The 16,434-nt window shown below is 62.4% G+C and carries 17 protein-coding genes and 1 tRNA gene; 6 read left to right on the plus strand and 12 right to left on the minus strand.

From position 1 onward, the window contains the following. Position 1 precedes the first annotated feature (1 nt). The 4 genes from hisD to AC0L26_RS01915 all read right to left on the minus strand — a co-directional run bounded on the left by hisD (position 2) and on the right by AC0L26_RS01915 (position 3,642). On the minus strand, positions 2–1,294 hold the full coding sequence (hisD, locus tag AC0L26_RS01900; RefSeq protein WP_473630991.1) for a histidinol dehydrogenase: 1,293 nt from the start codon (positions 1,292–1,294) through the stop codon (positions 2–4). Between the two features lie 10 nt (positions 1,295–1,304). After that, positions 1,305–1,736 carry a DUF2948 family protein gene (locus AC0L26_RS01905; RefSeq protein ID WP_352937310.1) on the minus strand — a complete coding sequence of 144 codons (432 nt, stop codon included), beginning with the start codon at positions 1,734–1,736 and terminating at the stop codon, positions 1,305–1,307. Positions 1,737–2,030: 294 nt separating this feature from the next. Next, positions 2,031–3,323, minus strand: coding sequence for a UDP-N-acetylglucosamine 1-carboxyvinyltransferase (gene murA, locus AC0L26_RS01910; protein WP_473630992.1), 1,293 nt, complete (start codon positions 3,321–3,323; stop codon positions 2,031–2,033). Between the two features lie 130 nt (positions 3,324–3,453). Continuing rightward, positions 3,454–3,642 (minus strand): hypothetical protein, encoded by a 189-nt coding sequence (locus tag AC0L26_RS01915; RefSeq protein WP_473630993.1) that lies wholly within the window; start codon positions 3,640–3,642, stop codon positions 3,454–3,456. Between the two features lie 258 nt (positions 3,643–3,900). Between AC0L26_RS01915 and AC0L26_RS01920 the strand changes: the two genes are divergently transcribed. After that, positions 3,901–3,975, plus strand: a tRNA-Thr gene (locus AC0L26_RS01920). Positions 3,976–4,059: 84 nt separating this feature from the next. Here the strand turns inward: AC0L26_RS01920 and AC0L26_RS01925 are convergent. After that, a complete protein-coding gene (locus AC0L26_RS01925) occupies positions 4,060–4,260 on the minus strand; it encodes a CsbD family protein (protein WP_352937345.1) in 201 nt (66 codons plus the stop codon). Between the two features lie 195 nt (positions 4,261–4,455). Further along, positions 4,456–4,719 carry a hypothetical protein gene (locus tag AC0L26_RS01930; protein ID WP_352937305.1) on the minus strand — a complete coding sequence of 88 codons (264 nt, stop codon included), beginning with the start codon at positions 4,717–4,719 and terminating at the stop codon, positions 4,456–4,458. Between the two features lie 214 nt (positions 4,720–4,933). On the opposite strand from AC0L26_RS01930, the gene AC0L26_RS01935 reads away from it, so the two are divergent. Further along, entirely contained in the window at positions 4,934–5,215 is a 282-nt protein-coding gene (locus AC0L26_RS01935) for a DUF3606 domain-containing protein (RefSeq protein WP_473630994.1), read from the plus strand. Here AC0L26_RS01935 and AC0L26_RS01940 read toward each other — a convergent pair. After that, the gene (locus tag AC0L26_RS01940) at positions 5,172–6,173 is read right to left on the minus strand and encodes a YihY/virulence factor BrkB family protein (protein WP_473630995.1); all 1,002 of its coding nucleotides are present in this window, start codon (positions 6,171–6,173) and stop codon (positions 5,172–5,174) included. The genes AC0L26_RS01935 and AC0L26_RS01940 overlap by 44 nt on opposite strands. Positions 6,174–6,300: 127 nt before the next feature. Beyond that, complete coding sequence (locus AC0L26_RS01945) at positions 6,301–7,002, minus strand: hypothetical protein (RefSeq protein WP_473630996.1); 702 nt, start codon at positions 7,000–7,002, stop codon at positions 6,301–6,303. 409 nt (positions 7,003–7,411) lie between these two features. Here AC0L26_RS01945 and AC0L26_RS01950 point away from each other — a divergent pair, with 409 nt between their 5' ends. Continuing rightward, positions 7,412–8,728, plus strand: a complete 1,317-nt coding sequence (locus tag AC0L26_RS01950; RefSeq protein WP_473630997.1) for an NAD(P)H-dependent oxidoreductase — start codon at positions 7,412–7,414, stop codon at positions 8,726–8,728. Positions 8,729–8,735: 7 nt separating this feature from the next. Here the strand turns inward: AC0L26_RS01950 and proC are convergent, their stop codons facing one another. The 3 genes from proC to AC0L26_RS01965 all read right to left on the minus strand — a co-directional run bounded on the left by proC (position 8,736) and on the right by AC0L26_RS01965 (position 12,009). After that, on the minus strand, positions 8,736–9,548 hold the full coding sequence (gene proC / locus AC0L26_RS01955; RefSeq protein ID WP_473630998.1) for a pyrroline-5-carboxylate reductase: 813 nt from the start codon (positions 9,546–9,548) through the stop codon (positions 8,736–8,738). A gap of 174 nt (positions 9,549–9,722) precedes the next feature. Further along, positions 9,723–11,042, minus strand: coding sequence for an O-antigen ligase family protein (locus AC0L26_RS01960; RefSeq protein WP_473630999.1), 1,320 nt, complete (start codon positions 11,040–11,042; stop codon positions 9,723–9,725). Continuing rightward, entirely contained in the window at positions 11,011–12,009 is a 999-nt protein-coding gene (locus tag AC0L26_RS01965; RefSeq protein WP_473631000.1) for a glycosyltransferase family 2 protein, read from the minus strand. Before AC0L26_RS01965 ends, AC0L26_RS01960 begins: the two co-directional genes overlap by 32 nt. Before the next feature lie 173 nt (positions 12,010–12,182). Here AC0L26_RS01965 and AC0L26_RS01970 point away from each other — a divergent pair, with 173 nt between their 5' ends. The 3 genes from AC0L26_RS01970 to AC0L26_RS01980 are packed head-to-tail and all read left to right on the plus strand — an operon-like array spanning position 12,183 to position 15,078. Then, positions 12,183–13,355: a glycosyltransferase gene (locus AC0L26_RS01970; protein ID WP_473631001.1), complete on the plus strand. Its 1,173-nt coding sequence runs from the start codon at positions 12,183–12,185 to the stop codon at positions 13,353–13,355. After that, a complete protein-coding gene (locus AC0L26_RS01975; RefSeq protein ID WP_473631002.1) occupies positions 13,352–14,158 on the plus strand; it encodes a WecB/TagA/CpsF family glycosyltransferase in 807 nt (268 codons plus the stop codon). The genes AC0L26_RS01970 and AC0L26_RS01975 overlap by 4 nt, the downstream gene beginning before the upstream one ends. Next, the gene (locus AC0L26_RS01980; RefSeq protein ID WP_473631003.1) at positions 14,155–15,078 is read left to right on the plus strand and encodes a DUF6492 family protein; all 924 of its coding nucleotides are present in this window, start codon (positions 14,155–14,157) and stop codon (positions 15,076–15,078) included. Before AC0L26_RS01975 ends, AC0L26_RS01980 begins: the two co-directional genes overlap by 4 nt. A gap of 80 nt (positions 15,079–15,158) precedes the next feature. Here the strand turns inward: AC0L26_RS01980 and AC0L26_RS01985 are convergent, their stop codons facing one another. Then, positions 15,159–16,307 carry an alpha-hydroxy acid oxidase gene (locus AC0L26_RS01985; RefSeq protein ID WP_473631004.1) on the minus strand — a complete coding sequence of 383 codons (1,149 nt, stop codon included), beginning with the start codon at positions 16,305–16,307 and terminating at the stop codon, positions 15,159–15,161. Between the last annotated feature and the right edge of the window lie 127 nt (positions 16,308–16,434).

Consider the following 16,434-nt stretch of genomic DNA (forward strand, 5'->3'; position numbering starts at 1 on the left):
TCTACATGTTCAGCCGTATGGCGACGGAGCGTCCATGCGCGTCGAGCCCTTCCGCCTTGGCCAGCGTGATGGCCGCCGGCGCCAGCGCCCGCAACTGCTCCGGCCCGAGCTTCAGGATCGAGGTGCGCTTGACGAAATCGAGCACCGAAAGCCCGGACGAGAAACGCGCCGAGCGCGCCGTCGGCAGCACGTGGTTGGAGCCGCCGACATAGTCGCCGATGGCTTCCGGCGTGTGGCGGCCGAGAAACACGGCACCGGCATTGCGCATCCGCGCCAGGAAAGCTTCCGGCTCGTCGATGGCAAGCTCGACATGTTCGGCCGCGATGCGGTCGACCAGCGGCAGCGCCGCCTCTATGCGGGGAACGAGGATGACGGCGCCGAAATCGCGCCAGCTCGCCGCCGCCGTCTCGGAGCGCGACAGACTTTTCAACTGGCGTTCGACCGCCCGTTCGACCGCCGCGCCAAAGGTAGGGTCGTCGGTGATCAGGATCGACTGCGCCGACACGTCGTGTTCGGCCTGGGCAAGCAGGTCGGCGGCGATCCAGTCCGGATCGTTGCTGCCGTCGGCCACGACAAGCACTTCCGAAGGCCCGGCGATCATGTCGATCCCCACCGTGCCGAACACCTGGCGCTTGGCCGCGGCGACATAGGCATTGCCGGGTCCGACGATCTTGGCGACCGGCTTTATCGTTTCGGTGCCATAAGCGAGCGCGGCGATCGCCTGTGCGCCGCCGACACGGTAGATCTCGGAGATGCCGGCAAGATCGGCCGCCACCAGCACCAGCGGCGGCACCTCGCCGCCTGAGGCAGGCACAACCATGGCGATGCGCTCGACGCCGGCGACCTTGGCTGGAATGGCGTTCATCAGCACCGAGCTCGGATAGCTCGCCGTGCCGCCCGGCACATAGAGCCCGACCGCCTCGATCGGCGTCCAGCGCGAACCGAGCACGACGCCGGCGGCGTCCGTATAGCGGTCGTCCTGCGGCAGTTGCCGCTGGTGATGGGTGCGGATGCGCTCGCGCGCGAATTTCAGCGCTTCGACCGTCTGCGAATCCGCCGCATCGTACGCCTTGGCAACGTCATCCTTGGAGACGGCAATGCCGAGCTTGGTCAGGTCGCCGCCGCCGAATTTTTGCGTGTAGTCGACCAGCGCCGCGTCGCCCTCGGCGCGCACTCGTGCGATGATCTCGCGCACCACCGCCTCGACGTCCGCCGAGACCTCCCGCTTGGTCAAAAGGAACGCGGCAAAACGCTGCTCGAAATCGGCATCGGACTGGCGAAGGGTGATGGCCATCTTGCGCTGCTCAGGCTCTGTGGAAGGGGCGCGAGGTCGCTTCCCAGGCGCCGCCGATGTCGGCGAGCCGCGCCTCGATGCATTCGACATCGAGCATGATCGCGCCGCCGCCTGAAAAGATCAGCTCGACAATGCCGGCAGGCTTGTCGAGGGCGAGGAAGCTGATCGCCAGCAGCGACAGCACCTCATCGGGCTTGTCGCGGGCAATGCCGCTGGTCTTGGCGCCGAGCACGCGGTCGAAATGCAGCACGCTTTGCCGCCGCTCATTGTGCTGGCGGAAGAAACCGGATTTCGCCTCCCAGACAAAGCGGTTCATGGTCATCACGAAGCGCTTGAGGGCCGGCATGTATTCGAGGTCGCCGACCTTCAGCACGGCGTCCTGGACATGGGCCGAGACGATGCTCAGATCCTGATCGTCGAGCGCGACAAGCTTGAGAGCCATTGCGGATTTGTACCTGAAAGTTGACTATTCAACCTTCTGTTAGAGCATGATCCCAAAAAGTGGAAACCGGTTTTTGGAAAAGATCATGCTCCAGGCAACAAAACAGCCGGTCTTGGCGATCCGTGCAACCGCGCCAATCGCTTCAGGTTTGCGCTGCCCCTCATCGCCCTACCGGGCACCTTCTTCCCGTACGGTGAGGGGAGAAGGACGCCTTGGCAAAGGATTCCGCCAATCTCCAGAGTTGCAGAAAGGAGCCGAGGTTGTGGCCAGCCCCTTCTCCCCGTTAGCCTGGGGTTAAGCCGAGATCCGCTCGATCACCGCGCCGCAGCCGGACAGCTTTTCCTCTAGCCGCTCGAAGCCGCGGTCGAGATGGTAGACCCGGTTGACCGTGGTCTCGCCCTCGGCCGCCAGGCCGGCGATGACCAGCGACACCGAAGCGCGAAGATCGGTCGCCATGACCGGCGCGCCCTTCAGCTTCGCAACACCGTCGACGATCGCCGTCTGGCCGGACAGCGTGATGTGGGCGCCGAGCCGGGCGAGCTCCTGGACGTGCATGAAGCGGTTTTCGAAGATTGTCTCGGTGATGCGCGACTTGCCCTTGGCCATGGTCATCAGGCCCATGAACTGCGCCTGCAAATCGGTCGGGAACGCCGGGAACGGCGCCGTCGCCACATCGACCGGCGCAATGCCGGCGCCGTTGCGCCTGACGCGGATGCCGGAATTGGTCTGCGTGATCTCGGCGCCGGTCTGCGAAATCACGTCGAGCGCGGTCTGCAACAGGTCGGCGCGTGCGCCTTCGAGCACGACGTCACCGCCGGTCATGGCGACGGCCATCGCATAGGTGCCGGTCTCGATGCGGTCGGGTATCACCCGGACGCGGGCGCCCGAAAGCGCTTCGACGCCGTCGATGGTAATGGTCGCGGTGCCGGCGCCGGAAATCTTGGCGCCCATGGCGTTGAGGCAATCGGCGAGATTGACGATCTCGGGCTCGCGGGCGGCGTTTTCGAGCACCGTCTCGCCCTTGGCCAGCGACGCTGCCATCATCAGCACGTGGGTGGCGCCGACCGATACTTTCGGGAAGACGTAGCGGTTGCCGACAAGGCGGCCGTTCCTGGTCTTGGCGATGACATAGCCGGTGTCGACGTCGATATCGGCGCCCAGCACCTGAAGGCCTTCCAGGAAAAGATCGACCGGGCGCGTGCCGATGGCGCAGCCGCCGGGCAGCGACACCTTGGCCTCGCCCATGCGGGCAAGCAGCGGGCCGATCACCCAGAAAGATGCGCGCATCTTCGACACCAGCTCGTAGGGTGCCGTGGTGTCGACGATGTTGCGGGCGGAGAAATTGATGGTGCGCGAATAGCCCTCCTGCTGCTTTTCGCGGCGGCCGTTGACCGAATAGTCGACGCCATGATTGCCGAGGATGCGGATAAGCTGCTCGACATCGGCAAGGTGCGGCACGTTTTCCAGGGTCAGCGTGTCGTCGGTGAGCAGCGAGGCGATCATCAGCGGCAGCGCGGCATTTTTCGCGCCCGAGATCGGAATGCTTCCGGCAAGCTTGTTGCCGCCGACAATTCTGATGCGATCCATTTTAAGAGGGTCCCCTCGGCCGAAAGGCCGGTTTTCAATCGGTTGAGTCTGTTGCGGCCCGTCTAGACCATTGGCCGGCTTGGTTCAAGAAACAGGATTCCCCACCCTGGACCCAGCCTGTTGATATAGGTCAATCCTTTTGCGTTTCCCTTAACGCGCTGAGCCCGTCCGGTCGCTTGTCGGCGTCCCCAGTGCGCCGCGAGCGCGACTGCGCCTTGCGCTTCTGCAGATTGGCGCGCAATTGCTCGGCAAGCCGGCTCTTGCGGTCGGCCTTTTTCGGGGGGTTGTCTTTGTCAGGTGGAATTGTCGTGTCGTTCATGGTTCCGTCCCGGCCGGCGATTAGAGCGACGTGCGTCCGCTTGGACGCACGAAGTACGCTCCAACACTTTTTACCTACGCATTGTGCTTTCCGAAAATCGATTCCGATTTTCGGGCCGATGCGCCAGCCGCTAATCAGGGATAGCCAACATTGTGGCGCCGCCATGTCCGGGAAATCTCCAGTCCCGGCTTTCAACATATGCCTTGCACCCGGCCTTGCGCTTGCCGGTTCGATATGGCAGAAGCCCCGCCATCAGCAGCTGCGGTAGCTCAGTGGTAGAGCACTCCCTTGGTAAGGGAGAGGTCGAGAGTTCAATCCTCTCTCGCAGCACCATTCCTGCCTTGTTTGATAACGAGCGCGAAGGCGCTGTCCGCTGCCTTCGCAGGACGGATTGATTTTCACGTCGCGACTGAACGATCAGGTGAGGCTTCTGGACCAGTCATCTATCTGGCGCTCTGCCTCTTCCTTGGCGATTCCATACCGTTCCTGAATACGTCCTGCGAGTTGGTCACGATTGCCCTCGATGCGATCAAGGTCATCGTCGGTTAGGTCGCCCCATTGCTCCTTGGCCCTGCCTTTGAACTGCATCCATTTTCCCTTGATCTGATCCCAGTTCATGGAATTTCCTCCTTTGTTGCTCAGAGGAAATGCAAATGGACGCCACATGTTCCCGAACAACGGATCGGCCATGACGATTATCGTTGGCGACGCAGCAAAAGCCGCCGGCCGGAGCCTGCGCGGCGAATTGGAGTGAGAAGGAGTGGAGACGATCCGCGTCTTAAAATCACATCCGCTCGACAGAAAATTCCCGGATCAACTGGCGCGTGCCAAGGCGATCGATATGACGTTATCTGCATCCGCCTCCGGTAGATCGAACAGCATCGGGAGTTGGCGGGTCATGGCCATTTCCACAATCAGCTCTTCGATGGAAGCTGTCTGCAGGTCGGTCTCGACACTCTTCGAGATCATCGAAGCAAGCTTGTGGACCGGCACTGGTGCCGACTTTGCATGGTCGTCGAGCAACCTGCTGATTTCGATTACAACGTCTGCGTCAATGCTCTTTGGCAATTCGCGCATGGCTCTTCCTCCCTGCCCATATCATGCGCGTACCAGAGGCCTGAGTCTCGAAAAATCGACGTGTTGAGGGCATGCGTCGGTCCGTTTGCTTTGGCATACGCTCGGCCTGCGGCGAACGGCCGAGCGCACCGGTGTCGCATGTGGCAACGAAATCGCTCCTTTTGCGTTGGCCAACCATGCGTCGTTAGCAAACGTAACCAAAGGAGAATAAGCAATGACAGCCGACGCGGCGAAGCTCTATCCCCGACACCGGGATCGGATCTCCGGCAGCGAGGACTACATAGTAACGCACTTTGCCCGGCAGAACGGCATCACCCCAGCGCAAGTCCATCAGTTGATCAAGAGACATGGAAGCAACCGCGCCAAACTTGTGGCCGCTGCGAAGGAACTTCGCGCGTCGCTTCGAACGGATTCCACTAAGGCGATCCCTTCGCGGCGCCGCGCCGGATACCTTAGCGCCGGTGTCGATGCCAGAAATGGCTTAGAAACACGGTGAGGAGACTGCCGAAAACAATCCAGCCGAGGATTTCGTTTTCTGAGTTTTCATTCCTGGCCGCCGTCGCCAGCTTCTGTTCGCGATCACTTGCGTCGATGGTCGCCTGCAGATCGGACCGGCTGCCGTACCGAACCGAGTAGGCGCGTGTAAATTCGGCGCCCAACAGAAAGATCTCCGACGAATAAAACACCCACAGCAGCACAACGAGCAATGCACCGGCTGCCCCGTATGACGATGCGATCGCATTTGCTCCAATATACCAGCCGATCAGCGACTTGCCGATCGTGAAGAGAAACGCCGTCACCACCGCGCCGATGCCAACATCGCGCCATCGCAGTGCGCGGTCGGGCAGCACCTTGTAAATTGCCGCGAACAAAAGCGCGATCAGGGCAAACGAGACGATCCCGTTGATCGCACTCAGGATAATGGTGCCGAAGGGCAGATGCTTGTTGATGATTTCGCCGAGCGCCGAAATTGCAGCGCTGGCGACTAGGGACACCAAGAGCAGGAAGCCGAGCGCCGCGACCAGGCCAAGGCTTGCGGCGCGGGCGCGCACAAGCCCGGAAATCGATGTTCTGCCCGGTTTGACTTTCCAGATTTCGTTCAGCGCAAGCTGCATTTCGCCGAACACGCCGGACGCGGTGACGAACAGCGCGACGAGGCCCACAATGGCAGCAAGAGTGCCCGCCGTTCGACGTGATGCGTTTTCGATTGTCGCTTGCAATAGCTCGGCGCTCTGCGGACCCATCAGCCCCGACAACTGGGCCGAAAGCGCCAGTTGCGCTGCATCGTTTCCGAAGGCCAGGCCAGCGATGGCGACAACGATGAGCAGGATTGGCGCAAGCGAGGTTGTGGCATAAAATGCCATGGCTGCGCCGTGGCTTAGGGCATTGTCATTGATGAAGCCGAGAATGCTCTCCGTAAGGAGCCCCCAGCCTTCTTTGGCCACATTCCACATGTTGCGTCACCTGCTTCTCAGCAAGCAATTAGAGGCAACACGGCAGCGGACCAGAGCAGCAATTGAGAAGTCCTGGCCCGTTTGTATCCGGAGTTTAGGTGATGGACCTCGGGTTTTTGGGACCGACCTAGGCCGAGGCCCTTTTCGTAAGACCATCCTGCGTCGGGAAGGCCGAGAACGCCGCGATGGCCAGAAAGATGGGAATCCCCAATTCGAGGATTTCCTCGAACACCATGGCGGTATAGGTCCGGGTGACGTGGATGTCGAGAAATGTGAGATTTGATGGCGCCCCGTCGAGAGCCTTGGAAAGAACAGTGCAACCGATAGCGGCGGCAATGGCAAAGGCAGTCGCCTCACCATGGCGAAGCCCGTGCACAAAGCTGCGGAAGCCGTCCCTCAGAAGCAAATAGACGGCAAAGCCGAGGATACCAACGATCGTCACGCCGATCAGCTTTTCCAACAGTGGAACGTCAGGCGAAATGTAGAGGGTGGTCTTGGTGATGTTGTAGGTCGTGAAATGCGCATGGAAGTCCAGCTCGCGCAGGCACATCGCGATCGGTATGGCGACGAGATACCACCGCTTGAACAGGTCCCGATAGGGCATTTCCCGGATAAGCGTTGCCACGACGATCAGATAGCCGGACGCCGAGAAGACCTCAATCGGACCGCCCTCGCCGAGGTACACTTTTCGTATGGAGTCGGGAAGAAAGACGAGCGGCAGGGCGACGAGAACGACGAGCACCAGCAGGGCAAGGCCCATTTGGTTGAAATAATGGCCTTTACCGTAGTCGCTCGTTCTTTCGCTCCACGCCATGTCCGTCTCGCTCATATCTGTCTTTAGCCGACTCTTTATTGATGGCGTTTCCACCCAATTTGAAAGATCGGGTCTTTGTCAAGTTTGCCGCACCTCATTCCGCCCGCTTGCCTTGGTGGCATCGGCCGAAAAAATAGGACTGGTCGTATGGCCGCCATGAGATCGGCGATATATCGGCCGGGAGGTCGCCATGCCGAATGTTTTCCAGCAGCGTTGCAGTTCAGCAACAGTCGGCCGATCTGGGCGGACCATTTGTTGAAGCGGTTGCGCCCGACACGTCCCCTCATCTCCGAACTGTATCCGGCCTGAACACCGATCCGCCCGCGGCGTACCACAAGAAATTGCCGATTGCGGCCGGTTTCGTTGGCAAAAGGTTACCGTTCCCTGCTATTCCCCGTTCAAATCAAAAGCAGTGGACTTGCGCATGACCAATGTTGCCCTGACCGGGCTTGCCCGCGATCTCGCCAAGCGCGCCGCGGAAGGGCATCCGGTGCGCATCGGCGTCATCGGCTCAGGCGAGATGGGCACCGACCTGGTGACGCAAGGCATGCTTATGCCGGGCATTTCGGTGTGCGCCGTCTCGACCCGCCGCCCGCACACGGCACGTGATGCTGTCCGGATCGCCTATGGCGACGAGGCGATGGCGCGGGAGGCCGATACGCCGTCGAAGGTCAGTGAGGCGATCGAAAACGGAAAGATCGCCATCACCTCAAACGAGCTGCTGGTAGCCAATCCGCTGATCGACGTGGTCATCGACGCCACCGGCAAGCCGGGCGTCGCCGCCGATTTCGACTTGATGGCGATGGAACACGGCAAGCATCTGGTGATGATGAATGTCGAGGCCGACGTCACCATTGGCTGTTACCTGAAGCAGCAGGCCGACCGGCTCGGCGTCGTCTATTCGGTGGGCGCGGGCGACGAGCCGTCGAGCTGCATGGAGCTGATCGAATTCGCCTCCGCACTCGGCTACACCATCGTCTCGGCCGGCAAGGGCAAGAACAACCCTCTCAACCACGACGCCGTGCCCGATGACTATCGCGCGGAAGCGCTGCGCCGCAACATGAACCCGCGCATGCTGGTCGAATTCGTCGACGGCTCCAAAACCATGGTCGAGATGTGCGCGATCGCCAACGCCACCGGGCTGGTGCCTGATGTTGCCGGCATGCACGGCCCCAAGGCCGACCGCGATGAACTGGCCAAGGTGCTTATCCCGCGCGCGGATGGCGGCATCCTGTCGAAGAAGGGCGTCGTCGACTATACTATCGGCAAGGGTGTGGCGCCTGGCGTCTTCGTCATCGTCGAGGCGACGCATCCGCGCATCATCGAGCGCATGGACGATCTGCATATCGGCCACGGACCCTATTACAGCTTCTTCCGGCCGTATCATCTGACCTCGCTCGAAGTGCCGCTCACCGCCGCCCGCATTGCGCTTTATGGCAAGCCGGACATGGTGCCGCTGCCGAGACCGGTTGCCGAGGTCTGCGCCGTGGCCAAGCGCGATCTCGCCGCAGGCGAGACGTTCGATGCGATCGGCGAGACCTGCTACCGCTCCTGGACCATGACTGTCGAAGAGGCCCGCGCCAACCGCGCCGTGCCCGTCGGCCTGCTCGAAGGCGGCAAGGTGCTGAAACCGGTCAGGAAGGGCGAGCTGCTGACGTCAGACAATGCCGCGCCCGAACCGACGACCAGGCTTTTCGCCTTGCGCCGGCTGCAGGACGAGATGCTGTACGGGACCGGCTGAGCGATTACTACCCCAGTTCGATCGACCTTAGCCGCGCGGCCTCCACGGCTTCGGTCAGCAGATTTGTCAGCCGCTCCTCGCCCATCAGCACCGCAAGCGCGGCGGCTGTCGTGCCATTGGGGCTGGTCACTTGCTGGCGCAGCACGCCCGGATCTTCGCCGCTTTCGGCGGCGAGCGAGGCGGCGCCATAGACTGTCTGCATGGCGAGCAGCCTGGCGGTCTTGGTCGGCAATCCGGCCTTCTCGGCAGCCACAGTCAGCGCTTCGATGAAATGAAAGATATAGGCCGGGCCGGACCCGGACACCGCCGTCACCGCATCCATCAGGCCTTCGTCGTCGATATCGGTCACTTCGCCGCTCGCCGAAAGCAGGTCGGCGACGAGGCGCTTGGTGTCGTCGGACACCAGCCTGTTGGCAAACACCACCATCATGCCCTTGCCGATGGCCGCCGGCGTGTTGGGCATGCAGCGCACGATTGGCGCGCGGTTCCCTAGAATGCCCTCGAAAGTGGCGACCGGCGTCCCGGCGGCAATGCTGACGAAGGTGGTGCGGCCATCATTGAAGCGCTTGTAGGCGGCGGTCACGTCGCGGATCACCTGGGGTTTCACGGCAATGACGACAAGCGCCGGCACCGCGTCCGCTGGCATGCCTCCGGTATCCGCGGCAGCACTGCAGCCCAGCGCTTCGGCGCGCTTGCGCAGATCGGCATTGGGCTCGACCACGAAAACCGCCGCCGGGGCGAGCTTGCCGGATTTCAGCCAGCCCGAGAGCATGGCGTGACCCATATTGCCGCAACCGGCGAGAACGAGCCTGATCGTCATGGAAAACCTCCGCTAGAGCGATTCCAGGAAAAGTGCGTAACGGTTTTCCGTCCGGAATTGCGTAAGAACAAATACTTAGAGCGGTTCGGCGATTCTATCAAAGCTGAACCGCTCTAGAAGGTTCTCCCATAGACGCTCGCGACTAAGCGGGAAAGCCCTCTTGGAGGGGTGGGTTCAGGACGGACCCCTAGCCGCCATCGGCCGCAGTGACACCTGCCGGAGGCCGAACATGCCGAACACGAAGAATAGCCAGACCGGATCGGCGCGACGGAAGAAGAAGCTTTCGAGGAAGGCATTCAGCGCTGCGAACAGCACCACCATCATGAAGAAGTCGCCGAGATAGATGTTTTCCTTGCGCAAGGGGATACGCATGTAATCGCGCAGCGGTGCGATCAGGAACGTGTAGACCGCCACGCAGAGCGCCGGGATGCCCATCAGCACCGCAACATCGAGATAGCCGTTGTGGCCGTGCACGATGGTTCTGATATCCCAGGCCCGGTCGAAGGGCTGATCCTGATTGAGCAGCAGCGGCGTCCCCCAGAAGCTCTCAAAGCCGTAGCCGGTCCATGGCCGCTTCGCCAGCATCTCGCCGGCGAATTCCCATAGCGTCGTGCGTCCGGTGTAGGTCAGCTCGGGAAAATAGAGTGCCGACAGATGCTTCACCGGCGGCAGGAAGACGATGCCCAGCGTGGCGATCGCCGTGCCGATGACGGCCAGGGCAAACAGGATCGGCGTGCCGAGCCGCATGCCGATCAGCCCCGGCAGCACGACGATCAGGATCGAAAACGGCACCAGCCCGGCCGTCGTCTTGGAACCTGTGTGCAGCATGAAGATCATCGCCGCGCAGAAGATCGACGCGCCCCATGGGCGCTGCCCGCGGCGATAGAGGTACAGCCCGGCGAAGCTGAAGCAGGCCATGACAGGCCCGGCGATGTTCTTGTGGGTGAACACGCCGCGCCAAAGGCCGGCATGTTCCGGCTCCAGCGAAGCAGTGGTGTGCAGCGCCTCGTTCGGAAAAACGATGAGCCCGATGTAGGAAAGGCCCATCACGACGACTGTGGTAAAAATGATGACCTTCGAGAAAGCCTCTGCGCCGCGCGGAAGCGCCAGTATCGTCGCCATCGTCAAAATGCCGATCAGCGTGAAGGACGCGGCGCGCATTGCCGACGGCGGGTCGGTTGCCATCACCACCGACAGCATGAAGAAGCCCAGCATCAGCAGCCAGGAAGGGCTGAGCAGCGAGCGCACCACGCGCGGGTCGGCAAAAGCCATCAGCGAGAAGATCGAGATCGCGCCAAGCGAGCCGAAGCCGAGCTGGTTGACGATGTCGCCGCCATCGCCGGTCATTTCGGCGCCGGCCGGCTGAAAGGGACGGAACGACACCAGGATGACAGTGAACAGCAGCGCCGCGATCGCGGTCGCGATGCCGTCGCGCGTGAACGCCGCGCTGAGCGGCGCGCGTTCAGTTCTTCTCAGGCTGTCGGTATTGCTCATTGGCATATCCGAATTCGGCAAGCACGCGGCCGAGAGCGACATGAATCGGGTACAACGCCGTCGCCAACGATCCCGTCCGCGCAAGCCTGATCGCGCCGCGAAACGGCGAGGCGGCAAGCAGCGCCAGGCTCTTCAAAAAAACCTTGGTGCCGGCGAACGGCGTGCCGGCCCGTTTCTTCTTCTCGACCAGTGTCGAGATGACGCCGTTGCGCAGGCTGCGGGCGCGGATCCAGTCGGCTTCGACGCGCCGGGCCGGGACGCTTTCGTGCACTTGCGCCTCGGCGCACCAGCCAAGCACAAAGCCTTTTTGCGCAGCACGGCTCAGGAAATCGGAATCGCCGCCGCCCATGAAGTTGAATTTCAGGTCGAGGAAGGGCGGCCCCATGGCGGTGAGCACGTTGCGTCCGACCAGCAGATTGCCGGAGGAATAGAGCGCGGGCACGCGCCCGGTCCCCCGGTAGGGTGGCGCAAAGACCGGGTGCTCGGCCCATCTGGCATGGGCCGGGTCGGCAAAGTCAGGCATTTGCGGGCCGCCGACAATGTCGGCACTGAGCGTCTCGGCCGTCTTGCACATGCGTTCGAGCCAGTGTGGATCGGCGATCTCGTCGTCGTCGATGACCAGCAGGTGCCTGAAATCGGGGAAGTGCAGGATTGCCGTCTGCCAGCCGGCATTGTAGGCGCTGCAATTGCCGCGCTCATGCGCAACGATCACCATGCCTGGAACGTCGCCGCGTTCGAACAGCGGCAGCGCCGCCTTGGCGCCGGCGCGCGCCTCGGTTTCGTTTTCGATGACGATGAGCGCGAAGCGTCTGCCGGTTTGCTGGGCCTTGAGCGATGCCAGCGTTGCCAGCAGCTGCTCCGGCCGTTTGAAGGTCGGTAGCGTGACGACCGCTTCGACGGCTTCCGTGACAAGCCCCGGAGACCGCCCAATGATCGATACCGAACCGTCCGATGGCAAAGGGATCATCCGTGTCCAACCCGGGATGGTGAGTTGGGTCTCGATAGCATCGCGACGATAACGTTTCGTTAATCACCTTTCGCGGACAAGCCCGCAAATCGGCGACCCCGGGCCGCCAAATATCGTCACTTAATCAAGGCTTCACCGCGCTTTGCTAGCCGTATCCGCTCAGGATAGGTGAGATGCATCTGCTGTTCGCCACATCGATCGTGCCCGACGGCGCTCTTGCCTCGGGCTATGAGATCGCCAATGCCGCGATCATCGCCGCGCTGCGGCGTGCCGGCGCGCGCGTCACCGTGATCGGCTTCACCTGGCCGGGCAAGCCTGCAAGCGATCCGCAAAATACCATCGTGCTCGGCGCCGTCGACGTGCGCACCGAAAGCGCATCATCGCTGCAAAAGCTCGGCTGGGTTGCCAAGGCGATGCTCTCCGGCCTCACTTTCGCATCGGTCAAGCTGCGCGTGGTCACCGACAACGAGGTCCACGCCGCCATCGAGCGCGCCGGCCCCTTCGACGGCTATGTCTTGAATTCCGTACAGTTCGCTGGCGCCTTCGAGAGCCTCTTCGGCGGCCGGCCGTCGATCTTCGTTGCCCACAATGTCGAGCACAGTTCGGCGCAGCAGAACGCCGCTGCCGCCGCCGGTCTGTTCCAGCGCCTGTTGTTTCGGCGTGAGGCCAAGCTGCTCGAGGCCGTGGAAGAACGGCTTTGCCGCCGGGCGCGCTTCGTCTTCACGCTGGCCGAGGAAGATCGCTCAGCACTCGGCGTCGCCTCCGACGACCGTTCGGCGGTGCTGCCGCTGGTGACTTGCGTCGAGCCGCCCGCGCAAAAGAAAACGCGCCGTATCGATTGCGACGCGGCGCTAATCGGCACCTGGACTTGGCAGCCGAACCGCATCGGCCTAGATTGGTTCCTGGACAAAGTGGTGCCGCATCTCAGGCCGGATTTCCGCATCAGGATAGCCGGCCGAGTGCCGTCGGGCGTCACGTCGGCACATCCCGGAGTCGAATTCGTCGGCCGCGTGCCGGAGGCGCAGGCTTTCGTGCGCAGTGCCGCTGTTATCCCGCTGATCAGCACCTCCGGCAGCGGCGTGCAGCTCAAGACCATCGAAACCTTCGAACTCGGCCTGCCTTCCGTCGCCACCAGCCATTCGCTGCGCGGCATCTGCTATCGCCCGGTCAATTGCACCGTGACCGATGATCCGGTTGCCTTCGCCGACGCTCTGCAAGCCGCCGTGGCCGATATCAGGGATGTCGACGGCAGCGCTTTCCACCACCGGCAGGTGAAGGCGCTCGATGCCGCAATCCGGCTCGGCCTGAAAAAGCTCGGACCTGTCGGGCAGGAGGTGTTGGCATGAACATGCACACCGCCCGCGCCGCGTTCGGGGTCGACAGTTTGAAATCGATCCTCGGCATTTCCGTCCTCGCCATCCGTTGGGACGACGCGGTCGCCCTGCTGGCCCGGTTGATTGCGGAGCGACGCTTCACCAAGGTCAGCTTTCTCAACGCCCACAACGCCAATGTCGCCTATACGGACCCGGTCTTTGCCGAGGCGCTCGACGATTTTCTCATCCTGCCGGACGGCGTCGGCGTCGATCTGGCGGCGAAACTGCTCTACGGAACGTGGTTTCCGGACAATCTCAACGGCACCGATTTCATCCCTGCTTTCCTGCAGGCGTCCGCCAGGCCGCTGACTGTGGGGCTGCTCGGCGCGACGCAGGCCAACGCCAAGGCGGCGTCGAAGAAGCTGGCAACGCTCGCCTTGCAGCACAGGTTCGTGGTCATCCACGACGGTTATTTCTCCCCCGCTGAAGAGCCGGCAATCGTCGATCGCATCGCCAGATTGCGGCCGGACGTGTTGCTTGTCGCCATGGGCGTGCCGCGCCAGGAATTGTGGATCGCACGCCACATCGATGCGCGCCATTGCACGCTGCCGATCGCAGTCGGCGCGCTGCTCGATTTCCTGAGCGGTGCGGTGCCGCGGGCGCCGCTGTGGATGCGCCGGCTCAGGCTCGAATGGCTGTTTCGGCTGTGGATCGAACCGGGCCGCCTCTGGCGCCGCTATGTGGTCGGTAATCCTGTGTTTCTGTGGCGCGTCATCGGTCAGAAATTCTTGCGCAGGCCCGCCCCTGCCAGATCAGGCCGCGGAGCGGGCCATTGAACAGCCGGTTCGTGCCGAGTCCTGCCGCCGGACCCGATGTCCTTAGCCAGACGCCTACGGTGGCCGTGGTTACGGCAAGCTATGCGCCGGATTTCGAGCGTTGTCGCCTGCTGTGCGAAACCCTCGACCGTTACGTTTCCGGCGTGGCACACCACTATATTCTTGTCGAGCGTCGCGACGTGGCGCTGTTTCGCCAGTTGGAGAACAGCCGCCGCACTATCGTCGACGAGCGGGACCTGTTGCCGCGCTGGCTGCACGCCTTCGACGATCCGCTCAGCCTGTTCCGACGGCGCATCTGGCTCAGCCTGAAGACCATGCCGCTGCGCGGCTGGCATGTGCAGCAGCTTCGCCGCATCGCGATATCGGCGCACGCCCGGGAAGACGTGCTGATCTTCTGCGATTCCGATGTGGCGTTCCTAAAACCTTTCGACTGCAGCGCCTTCCGGCGCGACGGCAGGGTGCGGCTGTTCCGCCGCGATGGCGTGCTGTCCGGCGAAGGCCATGAAGAGCATCGCATCTGGTCGCGCAATGCGGGCTCGGCGCTCGGCATCGAGCCATCAGAGGTTTCCGCCCACGATTACATTTCGACGCTGATTGCATGGCGCCGCGAAACCGTGACCGCCATGTGCGCCCGGATCGAAAACATCCATGGCCGCAACTGGGTCGAAATCGTCGGTGCTGTGCGCAAATTCTCCGAATGCATGATCTACGGCCGCTACGTCGACGACGTGCTCGACGGTGCCGGCCATTTCCACGGCTCGGAGGAGTTCTGCCGCGTCCACTGGACCGGCGAAGCGCTGTCGGATGACGAGTTCCGCCGCTTCGTCGCCGCCATGGCGCCGGAACAGGTGGCCATCGGCATGCAGTCCTTCATCGGCACGGATATCGGCCGTATCCGCCGCCTGATCGGGGTTGATTAGTTCCGGGTCAGACCCGATCACCTGGGTCGATCAACTTTCCATCTTCCCGGCAGGGGGATAAAACAGTGGGAAGCCGCCTGCTACTGGCGGAAGCGCAGGTTCCGTCGCGTGAGCTCGTTGACCGAGGTGCAGCCCATCAGCTTCATGCCGCGCTCGATCTCGATGTGCATCAATTCCAGTGCGCGTTCGACGCCGGCCTGCCCGGCCGCCGCCAGCGGGAAAAGATAGTAGCGGCCCAATCCGACGGCCTTTGCGCCCAGCGAGAGGGCCTTGAGCACATGCGTGCCGCGCTGGACGCCTCCATCCATCATCACATCGATTCTGTCTCCCACCGCATCGACGATCTCGGCAAGCTGGTCGAACGCGGTACGCGAGCCGTCGAGTTGGCGACCGCCGTGATTGGAGAGAACAATTCCGGTGCAGCCTATCTCGGCCGCACGACTGGCATCTTCGACCGACATGATGCCTTTCAGGCAGAACTGTCCGCCCCAGTGCTGCACCATCTCGGCAACGTCGTCCCACGACATGGCGGGATCCAACATCTCGGTGAAGTAGCGGCTGATCGACATCGCGCCGCCGCCCATGTCGACATGGCCGTCGAGCTGCGGCAGCTTGAAGCGCTCATGCGTGTAGTAGTTGATCGCCCATGACGGTTTGACCGCGAACTGGGTGATGCCAGCAAGATTGAGCCTGAAGGGGATGGCGAATCCCGTTCGCTTGTCACGCTCGCGGTTGCCGCCGGTGATGCTGTCCACGGTCAGCATCATCACCTCTACCCCGGCCTGCTTGGCCCGAGCCATCATCTCGCGGTTCAATCCGCGATCTTTGTGGAAGTAGAACTGGTAGACCTGCGGCCCATTGCTGATCTGGCGCGCCTCTTCGAGGCTGACGGTGCCGAGCGAGGAGACGCCGAACATCGTGCCATATTTCGCCGCCGCTGCCGCCACCGCACGTTCGCCCTGATGGTGGAACAGGCGCTGGAGCGCCGTTGGCGAGCAGTAGACCGGCATCGCCAGCTTCTGACCCATGACGGTCACCGACATGTCCACATTGGTCACGCCGCGCAGGACGTTAGGGACCAGGTCGCAGTCGTCGAAGGCTGCCCTGTTGCGCCGATAGGTGACCTCATCATCTGCCGCACCGTCGATGTAGTTGAAGATCGGTCGGGGAAGGCGCTGTTTGGCCATGCTGCGGAAGTCATGGAAGTTATGGCAGTTTCTCAGACGCATCTCATCACTCTGTCAGCCCGGGCTCAACTCCGTTGGTCTGGCACAACTCCGTTGGCCCGGGCACAACTCCGTTGGCCTGAGTTCACCTGCCCGAAAGCACACTGCCGCGCAATGCCTAAGCTTCAAG

The sequence above is a fragment of the Mesorhizobium sp. WSM4823 genome, assembly GCF_055811195.1.